Origin of the sequence: Nocardia sp. NPDC051833, from assembly GCF_040681225.1 — a bacterium.
In the GTDB taxonomy this organism is placed as follows: domain Bacteria; phylum Actinomycetota; class Actinomycetes; order Mycobacteriales; family Mycobacteriaceae; genus Nocardia.
On sequence record NZ_JBFAYK010000003.1, the window covers coordinates 318,727 to 335,644 of the forward strand.

Here is a 16,918-nt window from a genome sequence, read left to right on the forward strand (position 1 = left end):
TGTGGCCGCCACCGTTTGCGGTGGCGGCCACAGTGTTCGTGGTGCCGGTGTGCTCATTCCACGCGCACCCAGGACACCAGCGACCGCATGTCCGGCTCCGGCGCGACCTCCACGGGTCGGGGCCCCGGCGTGGCGGCGTCACCCAGGTTGGCCGCCATCCACGTGTCGAGCACGCTGACGGTGAGTTCCACCTGGGCCCGCGCCGCGGCGGCATCGGTGAACACCAGCCAGTTGAGCGCGAAGCCGTCGGACAGCGTGGACACCACGTAGATCAGTTGATCGATCGTGTTCGAGTCGACGGGTCGGCCCGCGGCGGTCGTCGTGCTCTCGATGATGGTGCGCATGGTCGCGAAGGCCGCCGTGTACACGACCTCGGCCTTCTTGCCCTCGCGCTGGCCCCAGCTGATCAGCTCGAGGATGGTCGCGCCGAAGTCCGGATTCTCCAGGTACCACTGCAGCACGCCGCGGAGCAGTCCCCGCGCGGTGTGCTGGGTGTCGCTGTGGACGTCGCTGCGGTTCAGCACGTCGCGGTATTCGCCGGCGAGGAACTCGAACACCGCCCCGAACAACACCTCTTTGGTGGCGAAGCAGTAGTGCAGGGTCGCCAGCGGAGCGTTTGCTTCCTCGGCGATGCGGCGGGTGGTGGCACCGTCGACTCCGTGGGTGGCGATCACACGCACGGCCGCGGCGACCAGGTCGGCGCGGCGTTCGGCGGCGGGAATGCGAGCCATGCGGTGCTCCTTCGCATCGAATCTGAACGATTGATCAAGTCAATCACGACATTACCAGTCCGAACAGTGCATCGGGCGATCGTGGGCCGAGGATGATGGCAATTAGTTAGTCATTCGCCTTGATCAAATGACCCACAACGGCTACCGTTATGGCAGGCCTCACATCCCCTGGCGCTCCAGGCGTCGCGAGAACCCACCGTGACGGCGAGCGTGCGGGCATCGCAGCCCGGCGACCGGGGTCGATCCACGACCTGCCACCTGCTACCCGCGAAGGGACGACATGACCCACGTCGAATCGGTCCACACCGAGCGCGCGATCGCGCTCGAACGTCTGACCGTGGACCCGCCGATCGACACCCTGGTCGGTCTGCTGGCCGATCGGGCCGTCCGCGCTCCCGATCGGGAATTCCTCCGGTTCGTAGACGGGTCCTGGACCTTCGCCGAGGTCGACGACTGGACCTCGCGGCTGGCCCGGCGGCTGGTCACCGAGGACGGTGTCCGTCCGGGGGACCGGGTCGCGATCATGCTGCCCAACGTGGTGCAGTGGCCGATCGCCTGGCTGGCGATCCTCAAGGCGGGCGCGGTGACGGTGCCGGTGAACTCGGCGTACCAGCGGGCCGATCTCGAATTCGTCCTCCGGGATTCCGGCGCCAGGGTGCTGTTCACCGACGCCGCGCACACGCCGCTGGTCGACGAGGTGCGCGCGGCGAACGGTGAGCTGGCCGACGTCCGCGTCGTCGAAGCGACCGCTGCCGGTGAACTCTCGGCCTACCCGGCGGACCCGCCCGCGGTCGCCGTCACGGGCGCGACCCTCGCGAATCTCCAATACACCTCGGGGACAACCGGATTCCCCAAGGCGTGCATGCTCACCCACGATTACTGGACCCGGATCGGCTGGGTCGCCGCGACTGTGGCCGGACTCGGCGCCGACGACGTGGCCCTCACCTCGCAGCCGTTCTCCTACATGGACCCGCAGTGGAATACCGCGCTGTGCTTGACGATCGGCGCGCCGCTGGTGGTGCTTCCCCGGTTCTCCGCCTCCGGCTTCATGGCCGACGTCCGCAAGCACCGGGCCACGTTCTGCTACGTGCTCGGGTCGATGCCGACGCTGCTGTTCAAGCAGCCGCCCACGCCGTCCGACCGGGACAACCACCTGCGCATCGTGCTGTGCTCGGCCATCCCCGTCGCGCTGCACGCGGAGCTCGAACAGCGCTGGGGCGCGCCGTGGCGGGAGATCTTCGGGATGACCGAGAGCGGTGTCGACGTGGTCAGCCTGCCGGAGAGCGCCGGTGATGTCGGCAGCGGACGGCTGGGGCAGCCGGTTCCCACCAAACGGGTGCGCGTGGTGGACCCGCAGGGTCGCGAGGTGGCCGAGGGCGAGTCCGGCGAACTGATCACCTCGGGCAAGCCGATGATGCTCGGCTACTGGAACCGGCCCGAGGACACCGCGCAGGTCCTGCGCGACGGCTGGCTGCACACCGGTGACGTCGCCGTGCGCGAAGCGGGCAGCTACCGCCTGGTCGGCCGGATCAAGGACATGGTCCGCCGCGGCGGGGAGAACATCGCCAGCGCCGAGGTCGAACGCGTGCTGGAACGCGACGACAGCGTGGTCGCGTCCGCCGTCGTCGGTGTGCCCGACGAGCTGTTCGGTGAGGAGGTCAAGGCTTTCGTGCAGCTTGCCCCCGGCGTCGAAGCGAGTCGCGCGACCGCAACGCACCTCCTCGACAACGCGCGAACCCAGTTGGCGCGGTTCAAGCTTCCGCGCTACGTGGAGTTCGTCGCCGACTTCCCGCGCACGCCGTCAGAACGGGTATCCAAGCCCGCGCTGAAAGCGCGCGCGGCGGAATCGCCCGGCACCACCTACGACCTGCAACCCCCGCGCGACTGAGGAGCCGGACATGACCGACAACTATCTTGACACCCGCATCGACGAAGACGTCGCGGTGCTTACCCTGAACCGCCCCGCGAAGCTGAACGTGCTCGACGTGGCCACCCGGGTGCGGCTCGCGCAGACCATCCGCCAGTTCGGCACCGGTGATCTCGTCCGCGGCATCGTGCTCACCGGCACCGGCCGAGCCTTCTCCGCCGGGGAAGACCTGCAGTCGGTGCCCAGCACCTACGACGAGATGCGCGAGGCCTTCGCGACCTTCCACGACATCACCCGCGCGATCCTCGAGACGAAGATCCCGGTGATCGCGGCCGTGAACGGGATCGCGGTCGGCGGGGCCTCGGAGATCACCCTGTGCTGTGACGCGCGGATCGGCAGCCCGGCCGCCGAGTACTTCCAGCCGGAGAATCACCGCGGGATCATCATCTCCAACGCCTCGAGCTTCCTGCTGGGCCGGCTGGTCCGCAACCACGCGATGCGCATCGTCCTCGGTTCCGAGCGCGTGAAGGCCGACGAAGCACTCCGCATCGGGCTGCTCGACGAGATCGTCGCCGAGGACCACCTGGTTGCTCGCGCGGTCGACACGGCCCGCCGGTGGAATTCCGATCCCCGCACCACCGCACTGCATCTGGGCCTGTTGCGGCCACGCGCCGACGAGATCGAGGCCGCGTTCGCCCGCGAAGACGACGCGGCCCGCCAGTCCTGGGAGTCCGGTGCCCTGTCCGAGGGCATCGACGGTTTCTGGGCATCGAAGAACGAACGGAGACAAGGATGATCACCACCGAAGCAGCAGTTCTCACCGCGGTGAACGAACCGCTGGAGTTCACCGAGATCCTGGTCGACGACCCGGAGCCCCACGAGGTCCGCCTGGCCGTCACCAATGTCGGTCTGTGCCACAGCGACCTGCACTACATGACCGGCACGGTCGGCGCTGACCTGCCCGTGGTGGTCGGTCACGAGGTGGCGGGTGTGGTCGAGTCGGTCGGCTCCGCGGTGACCTCGCTGCGTCCCGGCGACCGGGTCGTCGGCGCGCTCACGCCCTCGTGCGGGCAGTGCCGCAACTGCCAGGTCGGGCATTCGACCCAGTGTCAGCGCGTCACCGAGATCCGGCGGCGTCCCCGGCCCGCCTTCCAACTGCCCGGTGGCCAGGTCGTGCATCGGCTCGGGGACATCGGCGCGTTCTCCCGGCACACCCTGATGCGGGAGAACGCCCTGGTGAAGGTGTCCGACGAGGTCGGACTGCACGTGGGCTGCCTGCTCTCGTGCTGTGTCATCACCGGCATCGGCGCCGTGTTCCGCGCGGCCCAGGTGCGTCCGGGCGCCACCGTCGCCGTCATCGGTTGCGGCGGCGTGGGTTCGGCCATCATCCAGGGCGCGCGCCTGGCGGGTGCCTCGGCGATCGTCGCCGTGGATCTGGACGACGCGCGGCTCGCCGCGGCCCGCACCTACGGTGCCACGCACGTCGTCAACGGTGCCGCCGACGTCCCCGCCGAGATCCAGCACCTGCTCGGCGACGGCGTGGACTACGCGTTCGAGGCCGTCGGCAGCGCGCGGACCGCGGCCACCGCGCTCGCGGTCCTGCGCGCCACGGGCACCGCGTGCATGGTCGGGATCGCCCCCGACGGAACCGATCTGGTGCTGCCCGCCTGGAACTTCTTCTTCAGTGAGAAGCGCCTCATCGGTTCGTACATGGGTTCGGGCCAGGCGCAGGAGGACATCGCCCAGTTCGCCCGGCTGTACCTGCAGGGTCGCCTGCTGCTCGACGAGATGGTCAGCGACGTCATCCCGTTCCGCGACGTCGACAAGGGCTTCGAGGCGATGAAGTCCGGCGAGGTCACCCGCATCGTCGCCGATCTCACCGTCTGACCTTCCCCATCGAGCATCGAAGGAGCTCCGGATGTCGAATCCACAACTGCCCCAGCCGATCAACTACATCGCCGACGAGTGGTCCGAGTGCGCGACGATCCCGGACGCCTGGAATCTCGACCCCAACACCGGCCTGCCCGTGCACCGCGCCGTCACCACTACCCCCACCGACGTGGAGCGCGCCCTGCGCCACGCCGAGCGGTCCTACGGTTTCGAGCGCTGGGACGACGCGGCGAGCGAGGAACGCGCCGCCGTCATCGAGCGCGCGGCCGACATCGTCGAGTCCCGGATCGAGGACATCGCCCGCACCGACGCCCTCACCAGCGGTGTCCCGATCGCCAAAGCCCGGATGGTCGCGCAGTTCCTGCCGCACCGGATCCGGGCCTCGGCCGCGGACCTGCGCACCACCCCCCGGCGCACCGCGCTCGCGGCCGGTGGGCGTGACGTGCGGCTCTACAAGGTCCCGTGGGGCCCGGCCGCCATCCTCACCCCGTGGAACGGCCCGAGTTTCATTCCGGCCGCGAAGATGGTGAGCGCGCTGGCCGCCGGCTGCCCGGTCATTCTCAAGCCGTCGGAGCACGCGCCGAGCAGCGCACAGATCATCGTCGAGAGCTTCGTGAAGGCCGGTCTGCCCGCCGGTGCGTTGCAACTGCTCCACGGTGCGGGCGACGTGGGCGCGGCCCTCACCGGCGACCCGCGCGTGAAGATCGTTTCCTTCACGGGCGGCCCGAACGCGGGCCGGGCGATCGCCCGCGCGGCGGCCGAGGACTTCAAGGTGCTCCAGCTCGAGCTCGGCGGCAACAACCCGGCCCTGGTGCTGGACGACGCCGACATCGATGTGGCAGCCGACGGCATCCTCGACGGAATGACCAAACTCAACGGTCAGTGGTGCGAAGGCCCTGGCAAGGTGCTGGCGCACCGGAGCCTGGTCGAACCACTGCTCGAGGCGCTGCTCGATCGCATCGCCCGCATCGAGATCGGGAACTCGCTCGACGAGCGCACCGAACTCGGCCCCATCTCGAACGCCCCGCACTTCGCGACGCTGCAGAGCCGCATCGACGGGCTGCGGGCCAACGGCGCGACCATCCATCAGCCCGCGAAGCTCCCCGGTCCGGACGGCTTCTTCCTGTCGCCCACGATCGCTACGGATGTCGACGCGTCGCTGGCGACCGCCGAACTGTTCGGTCCGCTCATCAGTCTGCACGCCGTGGAGTCCGACGAGGACGCGCTGCGCGTGGCCAACGCCAACCCCTCGGGTCTGGACGCCTATGTGTTCGGCGGGGACTTGGGCCGCGCCATCGAGGTCGGCTCGCGGGTGCTGTCGGGCGAGGTGCGGGTGAACGGCGCCAAGGTCGCCGACCTGGCCGACGGTTCGGCCCAAAGCTTCTGGGGCGCTTCGGGAATCGGCGGCCACGGCCCCGGTGAATCCGTCCGGGTGTTCTGCGGCGACCGGGTGGTCGGCGTCGATTCTCCCGACCTGCCGATGTAGTGATCGCGGAACTACTTCCGCCCATCCCTTGACTGTGACCGGGACCACTGGTGTACTTCAACTAAGTCATTTGATCCAGTCGATTGACCATGCTAAGGAAAGCGGCTTCTGCCATGAACTCCACTTCCCACTCAGAGATCGTCGACGTCATCGGTGTGGGTGCCGGCTTCACCGGCGTCTACCTCTCGCATCGGCTGACGACAGCAGGCTGGACCTTCGCGGGTTTCGAGGCCGGGCCCAGCGTCGGCGGCACCTGGTTCTGGAACACCTATCCGGGCGCGCGCTGTGACGTCGAGAGCATCTACTACTCGTACTCGTTCGACGAGGCACTCCAGCAGGAGTGGACGTGGAGTCAGCGGTTCGCCCCGCAGGCCGAGATCCTGAGCTACATCGAGCACGTGGCCGATCGGTTCGACCTGCGCAAGCACTTCACCTTCAACACCCGCGTGGTCGGTTCGACCTGGAACGCGGACGACAACCTGTGGGAGGTGCGGCTCGACAACGGGGAGATCCGGCGCGCCCGCTACCTGATCTCGGGCGCGGGTGGCCTGTCCACCCCGAAGGACTTCGACGTGCCGGGGCTGTCGAACTTCGCCGGTCTGCAGGTGTCGACCAGCCGGTGGAACATCTCGCTCGACGACCTCGCGGGCAAGCGTGTCGCGGTGATCGGCACCGGATCCTCGGGCGTGCAGGCCATTCCGCTGATCGCGGAGGTCGCCGACCACCTGACGGTGTTCCAGCGCACCCCGAACTATGTGATGCCCGCGCGCAACGCCGAACTCACCCCGGAACAGGTCACCGCCGTCAAGGACGACTACGTGGCCATCCGCGAGGAGTGCAGGCACTCGCCCGGCGGCATCCCCGATCGCCCCGTCACCGACCGGGCCTTCGACGTCTCGGACGAGGAACGCAAGCGCCGCTACGAGGAGGCCTACGAGCGCAGTGGTTTCCAGGGCGTCGGCGGTGAGTTCGTCGACCTGCTCTTCGACGTAGAGGCGAACCGGACCGCGTCGGAATTCATCCACGACAAGATCCGCGAGATCGTCGAGGATCCGGCGACGGCGGAACTGCTGGTGCCCAAGTACCACCCGCTGGGTGCCAAGCGCAGCGTGTTCGGCACCGACTACTACGAGACCTACAACCGGCCGAACGTGTCGTTGGTATCGCTGCGCGACGAGCCGATCGAGACCATGACCGAGAACGCGATCGTCACTCCGAACGGCACCTACGAGGTGGACGCGATCGTGCTCGCGATCGGTTTCGACGCCTTCACCGGGCCGCTGTACGGCCTCAACCTGACCGGGGCCACCGGCGAGAAGCTGCAGGAGGCCTGGAGTGACGGCATCCGCTCCTTCCTCGGGTTCATGGCCGCCGACTTCCCCAACTTCTTCATGGTCGGTGGACCGCTGAGCCCCGCGCTGGCCAGCAATGTGGTGGTGACGATCGAGCAGGCTGTCGACTGGATCGCCGACCTCATCGAACATGCCCGCGACACCGGTGCCACGGTGATCGAGGCCACCCCCGAAGCACAGCGGGAGTGGGTCGACGTCACCGAGTGGACCGTCGCCCAAACGCTGTACGCCACCACGGACTCCTGGTACCGGGGCTCCAACATCGCAGGAAAGCCCAACACTTTCATGGGTTACCTCGGTGGTGTCGGCAAATACCGCCGCATGTGCACCGAGATCGCGAAGCGGGGTTACCCCGGCGTCGCGCTCGACGGCGAAGCGCAGTCGCGCACCCTCGGCCCGATCCACGAGGAGATCGCATGAGCACGGCGATCCACCGGCGCTATGTCGCCTTCTCCGACGCGCACTACGCAGGGAATCTCGTCGACGGTGCCTACGCCTTGAAACTCTTCGGCGACGTCGGCACCCATCTCGCGATCGAAATGGACGGCCACGAAAGCCTGTTCGCCGGCTACTCGTCGGTGGAATTCCTCGCCCCGGTCCGTGGCGGCGATGTCGTCGAGGCCGAGGCCACCCTGGTGAGAAAGGGGAACCGGAGTCGCACAGTCGCTTTCGAGCTGCGGGTGATCTGTCGTGGCTCCGATGACACCGGCCACGCGGAAGTGCTGGAGCCGCCCCTGCTCGCGGTACGCGCGGTCGGCACCGCGGTCATCCCCGCCGACGGAACGGAGTAGGCGCCATGGAACTGATCCAGGACACCGGATGGGCCGCACAGCCCACGACGGTCGAACCGTCCCTGACCGCGGATATCGACTGCGATGTCGTGGTGATCGGCGGTGGTGGCGGCGGCATGTCGGCCGCACTGCGCCTCGCCGAGAAGGGCGTCGACGTGGTGCTGCTCGAGGCCCGCACGCTGGGTTGGGGCGCCACCTCGCGCAACGCCGGGTACATCACGAACTCGGTGGCCGCCGATCCGGAGATGCTGGGCTTTCTGTTGAAGCGCGAGCGGTTGCGCGAGCTGTACCGCTACGCCGAGAACGCGGTGCACTTCGCCGAGAACGCGATCGAGCGCCACGCGATCGACTGCGATTACCGGCAGGAGGGCATCGTGATGGCCGCGGTGTCGAAAGGGCAGTTGCGGCATGTGCGCCGCAATGCGAAGGTGCTGGCCGAGGCCGGGTCGTCGGGTGAGTTCGTGGAGGGCCCCGAGGCGGGTCTGCCGGAGGGTTTCCTCGGTGGTGTCCGTGAGGGGGTCGGCGGCACCGTCAACCCGGGCAAGTTCGCGCTCGGCCTGCGCGCGGCGACGATCGCCGCCGGCGTGCGTGTCTACGAGCACACTCCCGCCCGCGATATCGCCGACATCGGTGCCGGGGTCGTCGTGGACACCCCGCACGGAAAGGTCAAGGCCCGCAAGGCGCTACTGACCACGAACGCCGCGAGCAACAGCCTGTCCATCGCGCCCAAGCACCTCGCCACCCCGGTGTGGACCTCGCTGATCGAAACCGAACCCATCGCGCCCGAGCGGCTCGACGAGATCGGCTGGACCAGCCGGGCTCCCATGGTCACACTGCACATGATCCTGGAGAGCTACCGCGTCACCCCGCGCGGAACCATCGCGTTCGGCACGCGCCGGGTCCAGGCGGGCCGCAACCCGCTGCCGGATCGCACCCCCTCGCCGACCGTCGCCGACGATCTCGTCCGTGGATTCCACGACCGCTTCCCCGGACTGCGTGACATCAAGCCGGTGAAGGCCTGGGGCGGCTGGATCGGCATGAGCTCGACGTGGCTTCCCGTCGCGGGCGCGGCCTCCGACAACGTGCTCTATTCGGCGGCGTGCAACGGTCACGGCTTCGCCCAAGCGCAGTACGTGGGCCACCTGCTGGCCGATCACGTCACCGGTGCGCCGCGGCACGCGGACCTGGAGGCGATCTGGCACGGCAGCAAGCGGTTCTGGCCCAGCTTCGTCAGCAACCCCGCGTTGTATCTGGGCTGGCTCGCCGACCGTGCGACCGATCGGATGGCCGCGCTCGGGAGGTAAGCGCCGCCCTGGTTCGCACCGGTCGTCGGTGGAAGGGCGTCCTCTCCCGACGGCCGGTGCTGCCGAACGCCTATCCCAGCAGGTCTGTGGCCGATCCAATCGACTTGGTCGTATGACTTGGACGTAACGACACCTACTCAGGACTCACATGTTCACCAACACCTTCACCAAGACTTTCGGCATCGAGCACCCCATCGTCTGCGGCGGGATGACCGCTGTCGGCACGGCGGATCTGATCGGGGCTGTGGCAAATGCCGGGGCCCTCGGATTCCTCACCGCCCTCACCCAGCCCACTCCCGAGGCGCTGGTCAAGGAGATCGGCCGGTGCCGCGATCTCACCGACAAGCCGTTCGGGGTGAACCTCACGATCCTGCCCACCATCAAGCCCGTGCCCTACGACGAATACCGCGACGCCATCGTCGAGAGCGGCATCACCATCGTCGAGACCGCGGGCGGCAACCCGCAACCGCATCTGCCCACCTTCAAAGCCGCCGGCGTGAAGGTCATCCACAAGGCGGTCACGGTCCGGCACGCGCTCAAGGCCGAACAGCTCGGTGTAGACGCGGTCAGCATCGACGGATTCGAATGCGCGGGGCACCCCGGTGAGGACGATGTCCCCGGGCTCGTGCTGATCCCCGCCGCCGCGCGGGCGTTGTCGATTCCGATCATCGCCAGCGGCGGAATCGCCACCGGCGCAGGCCTTGTCGCCGCTCTCGCGCTCGGCGCGTCCGCGGTCAACATGGGCACCCGGTTCATGGCGACCACCGAGGCGCCCATCCATCACAACGTCAAGCAGCAGATCGTCGACAACTCCGAACGCGACACCGTGATCGTGTTCCGCGAGTTCCACAACTCCGCCCGGGTCGCCCGCAACACGGTCTCGGAGGAGATCGCCGCGGTGTCCCGCGAGCCCGGTGCGACCTTCGACGACATCGCGCATCTGGCCAGTGGCGCCCGCGCCCGTGAACAGGTCTACGGCGAAGGCGATGTCGAGGGCGGCATGTGGTGGGCCAGCCAAGCCCAGGGCCTGATCCATGACATCGGCAGCTGCGCCGACGTGGTCGACGCGATCCTCGCCGACGCGCGGAAGATCATCGTCCGCACTCTGCCGGGACAGCTCGGGGGCTGATCTGCCCCTGCCCGCCGAATCCACGCATGATCGGCCGGCCCGAATAAGTGGGTCAAATGGCTTGATCATATGACCCACTATCGGTAGGGTTATGACTGGCATCACATTCGGCCTCGCGCCGGGTGGTAGCCCGCTCGGCGGCCTGATGCCTCGGATTGCCGAAGCGGAATGACTGCCATTCGCCATAGCTCGGCAGCGCTGACAAACGACCCAATTGCCGCTGGTCGGCGGGCGTCACCATCAAGGAGAAAGATCATGTCCATCAAGGAACTGCTTTTCGCGGCCGCGGACATCTGGATGATCGCCGTCGGTTTCACCTACGGCATCAAGTTCATCCGGAACTACCGGAACTATCTGCTCGGTATCGAGTGGATCATCGTCGCGACATCGGGCACGAATTTCCTGCTGTACGGTCTGCTCAAAGCCGGCCACGACAGCCCGATGTATACCGCCGCGGCCTTTTTGGACGCCTTCTCCCGTTCGGTCGGTATCACGCTGATTCTGGTTCTGGGCCTGATGCAGGTCACCCATCGGTACAAGCCGTCGGTGGCGGTGGATATCGGGGCGTTCGCGCTGGCGGGCGTGGCCGGTCTGCTGCTGGTCGCCTTCCATGACGAGATCGGCCTGCCGGGCAAGGTCTACCTGGTCGCGGCCAACGTCGTCACGTCGATTTTCCTGGTCTATTTCAGCAAGCGCCTGTGGGACATCGGTGAACGCGGGCACGCTGTCTCGGCGGCCGTCGCCACTGCGTGCGGATTCGTCATCGCGGCGACCTACGACTTCGTGCGAATTCCGGGCGACGATGCCGAGCACACGATCTTCTACATTTTCGCGCTGTCCACCTGGGGCCTGCAGATGTTCGCGTATTACCGCGCGTACCGGGCATTCGACGCCCACAACAAGCGCGCCGACGCTCCCGTGATGACCGATGGCGCCCCGGTTGTCGCGTAAGCCACCGGACCCTCTTTCGAACGATCAATACAGTCAGGAGCCGAGATGGCAACGCACGATGTGCAGGAAGAAACCACCGAGGTCGTCGTCATCGGCGCCGGAATGGCGGGGTTGACCGCGGCGACCACCCTGGCGTCGCAGGCCGAGGTGGTGGTGCTCGAGTCCACCGATCGCACGGGTGGACGCGTCGAAACCGTTCGGCAGGGCGACTACTGGATCAATGTCGGTACCCAGTTCACCGAGGGCACCGGCACGCTGATCGAGGCGCTCGACCGGCACGGCATCGAGATGGGCTCGCTCGCGGGCAAGAGCGTCGCGCTGCACCTGAACGGCTCGACGGTCGACACCTCGAATCCCTTCGCCCTGATGTTCCGCACGCGCATGTCCATGATGGACCGGATCGGCCTGGCCGTGGTGGGGACGCGCATCCTCGCGGCCGCGCCGTTCCTCGGCTCGCAGGGCCGCTTCGGTCAGCGGGTGCGCGCCCGGCTGGAGACCAAGCTGGCGTCCTACCTGCTGAAGGGCGTCCGCTCGGAACTGGCCGCCACCATCGTCCGCTCGTGGTCGGCGCAGTGGATGGGCTGCGACCTCGACGAGACGGCCGCCGCGCAGTTCGTCTACTCGGTCGGCATCGCGCTGACCGACCCGGAGAAGGTGCCGAACTTCTCGCTGCCCGCCGGCGGCAACCAGACGCTCACCGATGTGCTGACCGAGGACCTCGGCGACCGCATCCGGCTGAACTCGGTGGTGCGATCGGTGCGCCGCGACGGCGACGGCGTGGTGGTCGACTATCTCGACGGCGACCGCCCCCGGCGATTGCGCGCCGCGCGGGCCATCGTCACCGCGCCCGCCGATATCACCGAGCGGATCATTCCGGACCTCCCGCAGCAGTATCGGAACGCGTTCAACGACATCACCTACGGTCGCTATGTGGTGGTCGGCTTCTTCACCGACGAGGTCGGGCCGCAGTCGTGGGACAAGTTCTTCGGCATCTCCTCGCCGCAGCTGTCGTTCCAGGCGATGTTCAATCACGCCGCGGCGCTGCGCAACGGCAGCGATCGCAAACCGGGCGGCGCCCTGGCCTGTTTCGCGGGCGGTGGCAAGGCCGACGCATTGCTGGACCTGCCCGATGCGGAGATCGTGTCGCGCTTCCGGAACGACCTGCTCACCCTGCTGCCCGAGCTGGACGGGAAACTGGGGGAGGGCATCCTGCGGCGGCACCGCCGGGTCGTCCCCTTCTGGGCGCCCGGTCGGCGCAAGACGCTCCCGACCTTGCGCGACCCGCTCGGCCACATCTATCTCGCCGGCGACTATCAGCTCGACGTGCCGTCGCTCGCCGACGCGGCCGCCTCCGGTGAGCGTTCGGCGCAGGCGGTACTGACCAGTCTGGGCCGCTCACGATAGGCGGGCGAGCGGCGCTTGCCGCGGTGGTCGGTGATTGACAGCGCGACCTCGTTGACGCAAGCTAAGCAAGCGCTCACTCATTCAGGTGGCGCTGGCTCCGGTGTCGACCGGGCGGATCCGCGGAGGAGAAGCGCCGATGAATATTGCTGGGAAGGTGGCCGTCGTCACCGGTGGTGGGGCGGGCATCGGGGCCGCGACGGCGGCGGCGCTGGCCGCTGCCGGTGCGCGGGTCGTGGTGTCGGATCTGCACGAGGCGACGGCACTGGCGACCTCGGAACGGATCAATCTCGCGCACCCGGGCGCGACCGTGGGTATCGGCGCCGACGCGACCGATCGTGCCGCGATCGAGGGCCTGGTCGCGCTGGCGGAGAGCTGCTTCGGGCCGGTGGATCTGTATTTCGCGAACGCGGGCATCCTCGAAGCGTCCGGCCTCGGTGACGACGCCGAGTGGGACAGGGCGCTGGAGGTCAATCTGCGCGCGCACGTCCGGGCCGCGCAGGTACTGGTGCCGGGGTGGCTCGAGCGCGGTGCGGGCTATTTCGTCAGCACCGCGTCGGCCGCCGGCCTGCTCACCCAGATCGGCTCGGCGACCTACTCGGTGAGCAAGCACGCCGCGGTCGGATTCGCCGAATGGCTCAGCGTGACTTACGGCGACAGGGGAATTCGCGTGAGCTGCGTGTGCCCGATGGGCGTTAACACCACGCTCCTGCACGGCCGGGAAGCGGAGCCGCAGGTCGCCACCGCGACCCGGGCGGTGACCACGGCGGGCACGGTGCTCGAACCCGAGCAGGTGGCCACCGCGGTCCTGGCGGCGATCGCCACCGAACAGTTCCTTGTCCTGCCCCATCCGGACGTACTGGAGATGTACCGCCGCAAGGGTTCCGACTACGACCGCTGGTTGCGCGGAATGCGCCGCTTCCAATCCTCGCTGCTCGCCACCGAGGGGCAGCGGTGAGTGCGGACACGGAGCGGACGGCGGTTCTGATCGATTTCGGCGGCGTGCTGACGACCAGCATGTCGGAGGCTTTCCGGCAGTTCGGCGCCTCGATCGGTGATCCGGATCTGCCCCTGACTGTGCTGACACGGGACGACACGGCGCGACGGCTGTTCGTCGACCATGAGTCGGGCCTGATAGGTGCCGCGGAATTCGACGCGGGTTTCGCCGCCCGCTTACGCTCGCACGGGGCGCGGCTGGACTCGGACGGGATTTCCCGCCGTGTCCTCGCCGCCCTCGGCCGCGATGACGAGACTGTCGCCCTGCTCAGCCGGCTCAGGAACGCAGGCGTGCCGGTGGCGCTGGTATCCAACGCGTTCGGGCGCGACCCCTATCAGGGCTTCGATCTCGACGCGCTGGCGGACGTGGTGGTCGTCTCCTCCGAAGTCGGCGTCCGGAAGCCGTCGCGGCGCATCTACGCGATCGCGTGCGAGCGTCTCGGGACTTCGCCGCAGCACTGCGTCATGGTCGACGACCTCCAGCAGAACCTCGACGGCGCGGCCCGCCTCGGCATCGCCGGCGTCCTGCACGTCGACGGCGCCACCACCGCTCGCCTGCTGGCCGAACAGTTCGGATTCACCGCAGCACTCGCGGACTGACAATCGCTGATCCGCTTGTCCGCGCGGGCGGACCACCCGGTGCGGCCCGCGTGATGTCACTCATCCTTCAGCCGGAGGACACGCCTGTGCGCCGCCACACCGTGGTCACTCCTCCGTGGGATCGCGCAGGCGTCGCCTCTGTGCCCAGCCGCTCCACGACCCCGGAGCGACGGAGGCTCAGCATCAGTGGGCCGAGACGCCGACGTTCGGCGGTCACCGGTAGGCCGTCGGCTTCCATGTCCCGGAGAACATCGGCGCCGATGAACACCTTGCCTGCCGGATAGTTCGCGATCACCCCGGCGGCTGCCGCGAGAAACCGCTCGGACTCATGGTCGTTCGCCGGCCTTGCCATGCTGTTCCCCGATCAGCCGTTCCGCATCGCCCACCCCGAGTGACGATATCCGAACTACCGCAATGTAATTCGACCTTTCGTGAGTCGAGGCGGCTGACTGCCTGCGCGCGCTCTCGGTGGGCACCGAGAACGGCAGGCTCGGCATCAGAAATTGCGATGAATTCATTGCTTTTCGTCATCGAGTAAGCGGCAGAAGTCGCTCGACCTGCGGAAACGGTCGGGTGGTGCACGGTTGAGTGGTCGAGCGGCGTGATCGAGATCGAGTAGCTTTCGATCGCGAGTGTGCCGGCGGTGTGATGGGGAGTTGCGATGAGAATTGGTGAGAACACGGTGTTCGAGCGGGAATTGCCGCTGCGGTGCGCGGTCAACGCCCGCGATCTGGGTGGACTGCGGACCGAGGACGGCCGCCGGGTGCGGCCCCGCCTGGTGCTGCGCTCGGATCTGGTGACCGAGCTGGGGCCCGACGACCGGGCGTTCCTGGTGGACGACTGTGCCTTGCGCACCGTGATCGATCTGCGCGGCGCCGACGAGATCGGGACGGACGGGCGCGGCGCGCTGGCCGACGTCGTCGCGCGGTACCACAACGCCCACGTCTACGGTGCGAGCCGCACTCGCCTCGACCTCACCGAGGTCGCCCCCGGCGACACCATGTTCGGCCGGTACCTCGAATACCTCGAGCACAGTGCGCACAACATCGTCGCCGCGCTCGACCTGCTGACGACGCCCGCCCACCTGCCCGCGCTGATCCATTGCGCCGCGGGCAAAGACCGGACCGGTGTCGTGGTGGCCGTCTTGCTCGCCCTGCTCGACGTTCGCGCCGACGACATCGTCGCCGACTACGCCGCCACGGCACCGAATGTCCCCGCTCTGCGCGCCCGCCGCGACTCCACCGCGCCGCTGCCCGACTGGATCTTCGCCGCCGACGCCGGCACCATGCGGCGATTCCTGTCCCACCTCACCACCGAACACGGCGGCGCCCACGCCTGGGCCGCGAGAGCCGGTCTCGACGACTCGGCTCAGCGTCAGCTCGCGACGATCCTCCTCGAGGACGCGGGAAGCCGCTGACCTGGAATATCCGTGGCGGTGCGGCCGGTCGTGGGTTGTCGCCGCGGGCGCCGGGGTAGGTTTCGGGCCGGAGACGAGTCGGGTGTTCCCGATCCGGTGCGTGGAAGGAACAGTGCGATGGCGCGGGCGCTGGACGAGTGGCTGGCAGGCGGAACGAGGTCGACGGTGCTGGGGCACACCATCTTCCACCGCCAGGACGGTCCCGCGGACGGGCCGCCGGTGACCCTGATGCACGGCTTTCCGACCTCGTCCTACGACTGGGCGGGGATCGTGCCGCGTCTGGTCGAGGCGGGATATCGCGTGACGACCTTCGACTTCCTCGGTCTGGGCGCCAGTGCCAAACCCCGCGGATACGACTATCGCCTCACCGAACAGGCCGATATCACCGAGGAGCTGTGGCGTCGGCTCGACATCGACCGGACCGCACTGGTCGCCCACGACTACGGGGTGAGCGTTGCCCAGGAACTGCTGGCCCGAGACGCCGACCGGATCGTGGCCATGACCTGGCTCAACGGCGGTCTCTATCCCGACCTGCACCGTCCCGTGCTGATGCAGCGACTGCTGCACGGCCGCTTGGGCCCGCTACTGGGCAGACTCGGCAGCGAACGCAGCTTCCGCGCGGTCATGGGCCAGATCATGGGCCGCGCGGTCGGTGACGAGGAACTGTCGGCGATGTGGGCCACGATCACCCTCGACGACGGCAAGCTGGTCCAGCATCGGCTGCTGCGCTACATCGACGAACGCCGGATCCACGCGCGGCGCTGGCAGGACGCCCTCGAAACCTATCCCGGCCCGTGCCAGTTCATCTGGGGCCCCGCGGACCCGATCAGCGGTGCCCACGTCCTGGCTCGTCTGCGCGACCGCGTGCCGGGCGCGGAGTTCACCGTCCTCGACACGCCACCGGCCGTGGGGCACTACCCGCAGGTGGAAGCTCCCGACGAGGTCGGCGCGGCATTGGTCGCCTTCCTGCTCGGCGCGCAGTAGATCCGGCACGCGCGGGCCG

Annotated in this window: 16 protein-coding genes; 14 read left to right on the top strand and 2 right to left on the bottom strand. The window is 68.3% G+C overall.

What is annotated here, in order from left to right; translation table 11 throughout:
* Positions 1-53 precede the first annotated feature (53 nt).
* Positions 54-731, bottom strand: coding sequence for a TetR/AcrR family transcriptional regulator (locus tag AB0L91_RS26120; RefSeq protein ID WP_365014367.1), 678 nt, complete (start codon positions 729-731; stop codon positions 54-56).
* 280 nt (positions 732-1,011) lie between these two features.
* Between AB0L91_RS26120 and AB0L91_RS26125 the strand changes: the two genes are divergently transcribed.
* From AB0L91_RS26125 to AB0L91_RS26180, 12 genes are all read left to right on the top strand, one after another.
* A complete protein-coding gene (locus tag AB0L91_RS26125; RefSeq protein ID WP_365014370.1) occupies positions 1,012-2,619 on the top strand; it encodes an AMP-binding protein in 1,608 nt (535 codons plus the stop codon).
* A gap of 10 nt (positions 2,620-2,629) precedes the next feature.
* Positions 2,630-3,394 (top strand): enoyl-CoA hydratase/isomerase family protein, encoded by a 765-nt coding sequence (locus AB0L91_RS26130; RefSeq protein ID WP_365014372.1) that lies wholly within the window; start codon positions 2,630-2,632, stop codon positions 3,392-3,394.
* On the top strand, positions 3,391-4,485 hold the full coding sequence (locus AB0L91_RS26135; RefSeq protein WP_365014375.1) for a Zn-dependent alcohol dehydrogenase: 1,095 nt from the start codon (positions 3,391-3,393) through the stop codon (positions 4,483-4,485). Before AB0L91_RS26130 ends, AB0L91_RS26135 begins: the two co-directional genes overlap by 4 nt.
* A gap of 31 nt (positions 4,486-4,516) precedes the next feature.
* Complete coding sequence (locus AB0L91_RS26140) at positions 4,517-5,974, top strand: aldehyde dehydrogenase family protein (protein WP_365014378.1); 1,458 nt, start codon at positions 4,517-4,519, stop codon at positions 5,972-5,974.
* Positions 5,975-6,087: 113 nt separating this feature from the next.
* The gene (locus tag AB0L91_RS26145; protein ID WP_365014380.1) at positions 6,088-7,746 is read left to right on the top strand and encodes an NAD(P)/FAD-dependent oxidoreductase; all 1,659 of its coding nucleotides are present in this window, start codon (positions 6,088-6,090) and stop codon (positions 7,744-7,746) included.
* Positions 7,743-8,117: a hotdog domain-containing protein gene (locus tag AB0L91_RS26150; protein ID WP_365014383.1), complete on the top strand. Its 375-nt coding sequence runs from the start codon at positions 7,743-7,745 to the stop codon at positions 8,115-8,117. The genes AB0L91_RS26145 and AB0L91_RS26150 overlap by 4 nt, the downstream gene beginning before the upstream one ends.
* Before the next feature lie 5 nt (positions 8,118-8,122).
* The gene (locus AB0L91_RS26155) at positions 8,123-9,421 is read left to right on the top strand and encodes an FAD-binding oxidoreductase (protein WP_365014386.1); all 1,299 of its coding nucleotides are present in this window, start codon (positions 8,123-8,125) and stop codon (positions 9,419-9,421) included.
* Between the two features lie 148 nt (positions 9,422-9,569).
* Positions 9,570-10,550 carry a nitronate monooxygenase gene (locus AB0L91_RS26160; protein WP_365014388.1) on the top strand — a complete coding sequence of 327 codons (981 nt, stop codon included), beginning with the start codon at positions 9,570-9,572 and terminating at the stop codon, positions 10,548-10,550.
* Positions 10,551-10,805: 255 nt separating this feature from the next.
* A complete protein-coding gene (locus AB0L91_RS26165) occupies positions 10,806-11,501 on the top strand; it encodes a transporter (protein WP_365014391.1) in 696 nt (231 codons plus the stop codon).
* A gap of 45 nt (positions 11,502-11,546) precedes the next feature.
* Complete coding sequence (locus tag AB0L91_RS26170; protein WP_365014392.1) at positions 11,547-12,905, top strand: NAD(P)/FAD-dependent oxidoreductase; 1,359 nt, start codon at positions 11,547-11,549, stop codon at positions 12,903-12,905.
* A gap of 136 nt (positions 12,906-13,041) precedes the next feature.
* Complete coding sequence (locus AB0L91_RS26175) at positions 13,042-13,860, top strand: SDR family oxidoreductase (protein ID WP_365014395.1); 819 nt, start codon at positions 13,042-13,044, stop codon at positions 13,858-13,860.
* Positions 13,857-14,498, top strand: coding sequence for an HAD-IA family hydrolase (locus AB0L91_RS26180; RefSeq protein ID WP_365014398.1), 642 nt, complete (start codon positions 13,857-13,859; stop codon positions 14,496-14,498). The genes AB0L91_RS26175 and AB0L91_RS26180 overlap by 4 nt, the downstream gene beginning before the upstream one ends.
* Before the next feature lie 67 nt (positions 14,499-14,565).
* Here the strand turns inward: AB0L91_RS26180 and AB0L91_RS26185 are convergent, their stop codons facing one another.
* The gene (locus tag AB0L91_RS26185) at positions 14,566-14,850 is read right to left on the bottom strand and encodes a hypothetical protein (protein ID WP_365014401.1); all 285 of its coding nucleotides are present in this window, start codon (positions 14,848-14,850) and stop codon (positions 14,566-14,568) included.
* A gap of 309 nt (positions 14,851-15,159) precedes the next feature.
* Here AB0L91_RS26185 and AB0L91_RS26190 point away from each other — a divergent pair, with 309 nt between their 5' ends.
* The gene (locus AB0L91_RS26190; RefSeq protein ID WP_365014404.1) at positions 15,160-15,915 is read left to right on the top strand and encodes a tyrosine-protein phosphatase; all 756 of its coding nucleotides are present in this window, start codon (positions 15,160-15,162) and stop codon (positions 15,913-15,915) included.
* A 117-nt stretch (positions 15,916-16,032) separates the two neighbouring features.
* Positions 16,033-16,899 (top strand): alpha/beta hydrolase, encoded by an 867-nt coding sequence (locus AB0L91_RS26195; RefSeq protein ID WP_365014406.1) that lies wholly within the window; start codon positions 16,033-16,035, stop codon positions 16,897-16,899.
* Positions 16,900-16,918 lie beyond the last annotated feature (19 nt).

Excerpts from the sequence above, each read along its gene's own strand:
- AB0L91_RS26120 (WP_365014367.1), bottom strand. The coding sequence starts at position 731 with ATGGCTCGCATTCCCGCCGCCGAACGCCGCGCCGACCTGGTCGCCGCG.
- AB0L91_RS26125 (WP_365014370.1), top strand. The coding sequence starts at position 1,012 with ATGACCCACGTCGAATCGGTCCACACCGAGCGCGCGATCGCGCTCGAA.
- AB0L91_RS26130 (WP_365014372.1), top strand. The coding sequence starts at position 2,630 with ATGACCGACAACTATCTTGACACCCGCATCGACGAAGACGTCGCGGTG.
- AB0L91_RS26135 (WP_365014375.1), top strand. The coding sequence starts at position 3,391 with ATGATCACCACCGAAGCAGCAGTTCTCACCGCGGTGAACGAACCGCTG.
- AB0L91_RS26140 (WP_365014378.1), top strand. The coding sequence starts at position 4,517 with ATGTCGAATCCACAACTGCCCCAGCCGATCAACTACATCGCCGACGAG.
- AB0L91_RS26145 (WP_365014380.1), top strand. The coding sequence starts at position 6,088 with ATGAACTCCACTTCCCACTCAGAGATCGTCGACGTCATCGGTGTGGGT.
- AB0L91_RS26150 (WP_365014383.1), top strand. The coding sequence starts at position 7,743 with ATGAGCACGGCGATCCACCGGCGCTATGTCGCCTTCTCCGACGCGCAC.
- AB0L91_RS26155 (WP_365014386.1), top strand. The coding sequence starts at position 8,123 with ATGGAACTGATCCAGGACACCGGATGGGCCGCACAGCCCACGACGGTC.
- AB0L91_RS26160 (WP_365014388.1), top strand. The coding sequence starts at position 9,570 with ATGTTCACCAACACCTTCACCAAGACTTTCGGCATCGAGCACCCCATC.
- AB0L91_RS26165 (WP_365014391.1), top strand. The coding sequence starts at position 10,806 with ATGTCCATCAAGGAACTGCTTTTCGCGGCCGCGGACATCTGGATGATC.
- AB0L91_RS26170 (WP_365014392.1), top strand. The coding sequence starts at position 11,547 with ATGGCAACGCACGATGTGCAGGAAGAAACCACCGAGGTCGTCGTCATC.
- AB0L91_RS26175 (WP_365014395.1), top strand. The coding sequence starts at position 13,042 with ATGAATATTGCTGGGAAGGTGGCCGTCGTCACCGGTGGTGGGGCGGGC.
- AB0L91_RS26185 (WP_365014401.1), bottom strand. The coding sequence starts at position 14,850 with ATGGCAAGGCCGGCGAACGACCATGAGTCCGAGCGGTTTCTCGCGGCA.
- AB0L91_RS26190 (WP_365014404.1), top strand. The coding sequence starts at position 15,160 with ATGAGAATTGGTGAGAACACGGTGTTCGAGCGGGAATTGCCGCTGCGG.
- AB0L91_RS26195 (WP_365014406.1), top strand. The coding sequence starts at position 16,033 with ATGGCGCGGGCGCTGGACGAGTGGCTGGCAGGCGGAACGAGGTCGACG.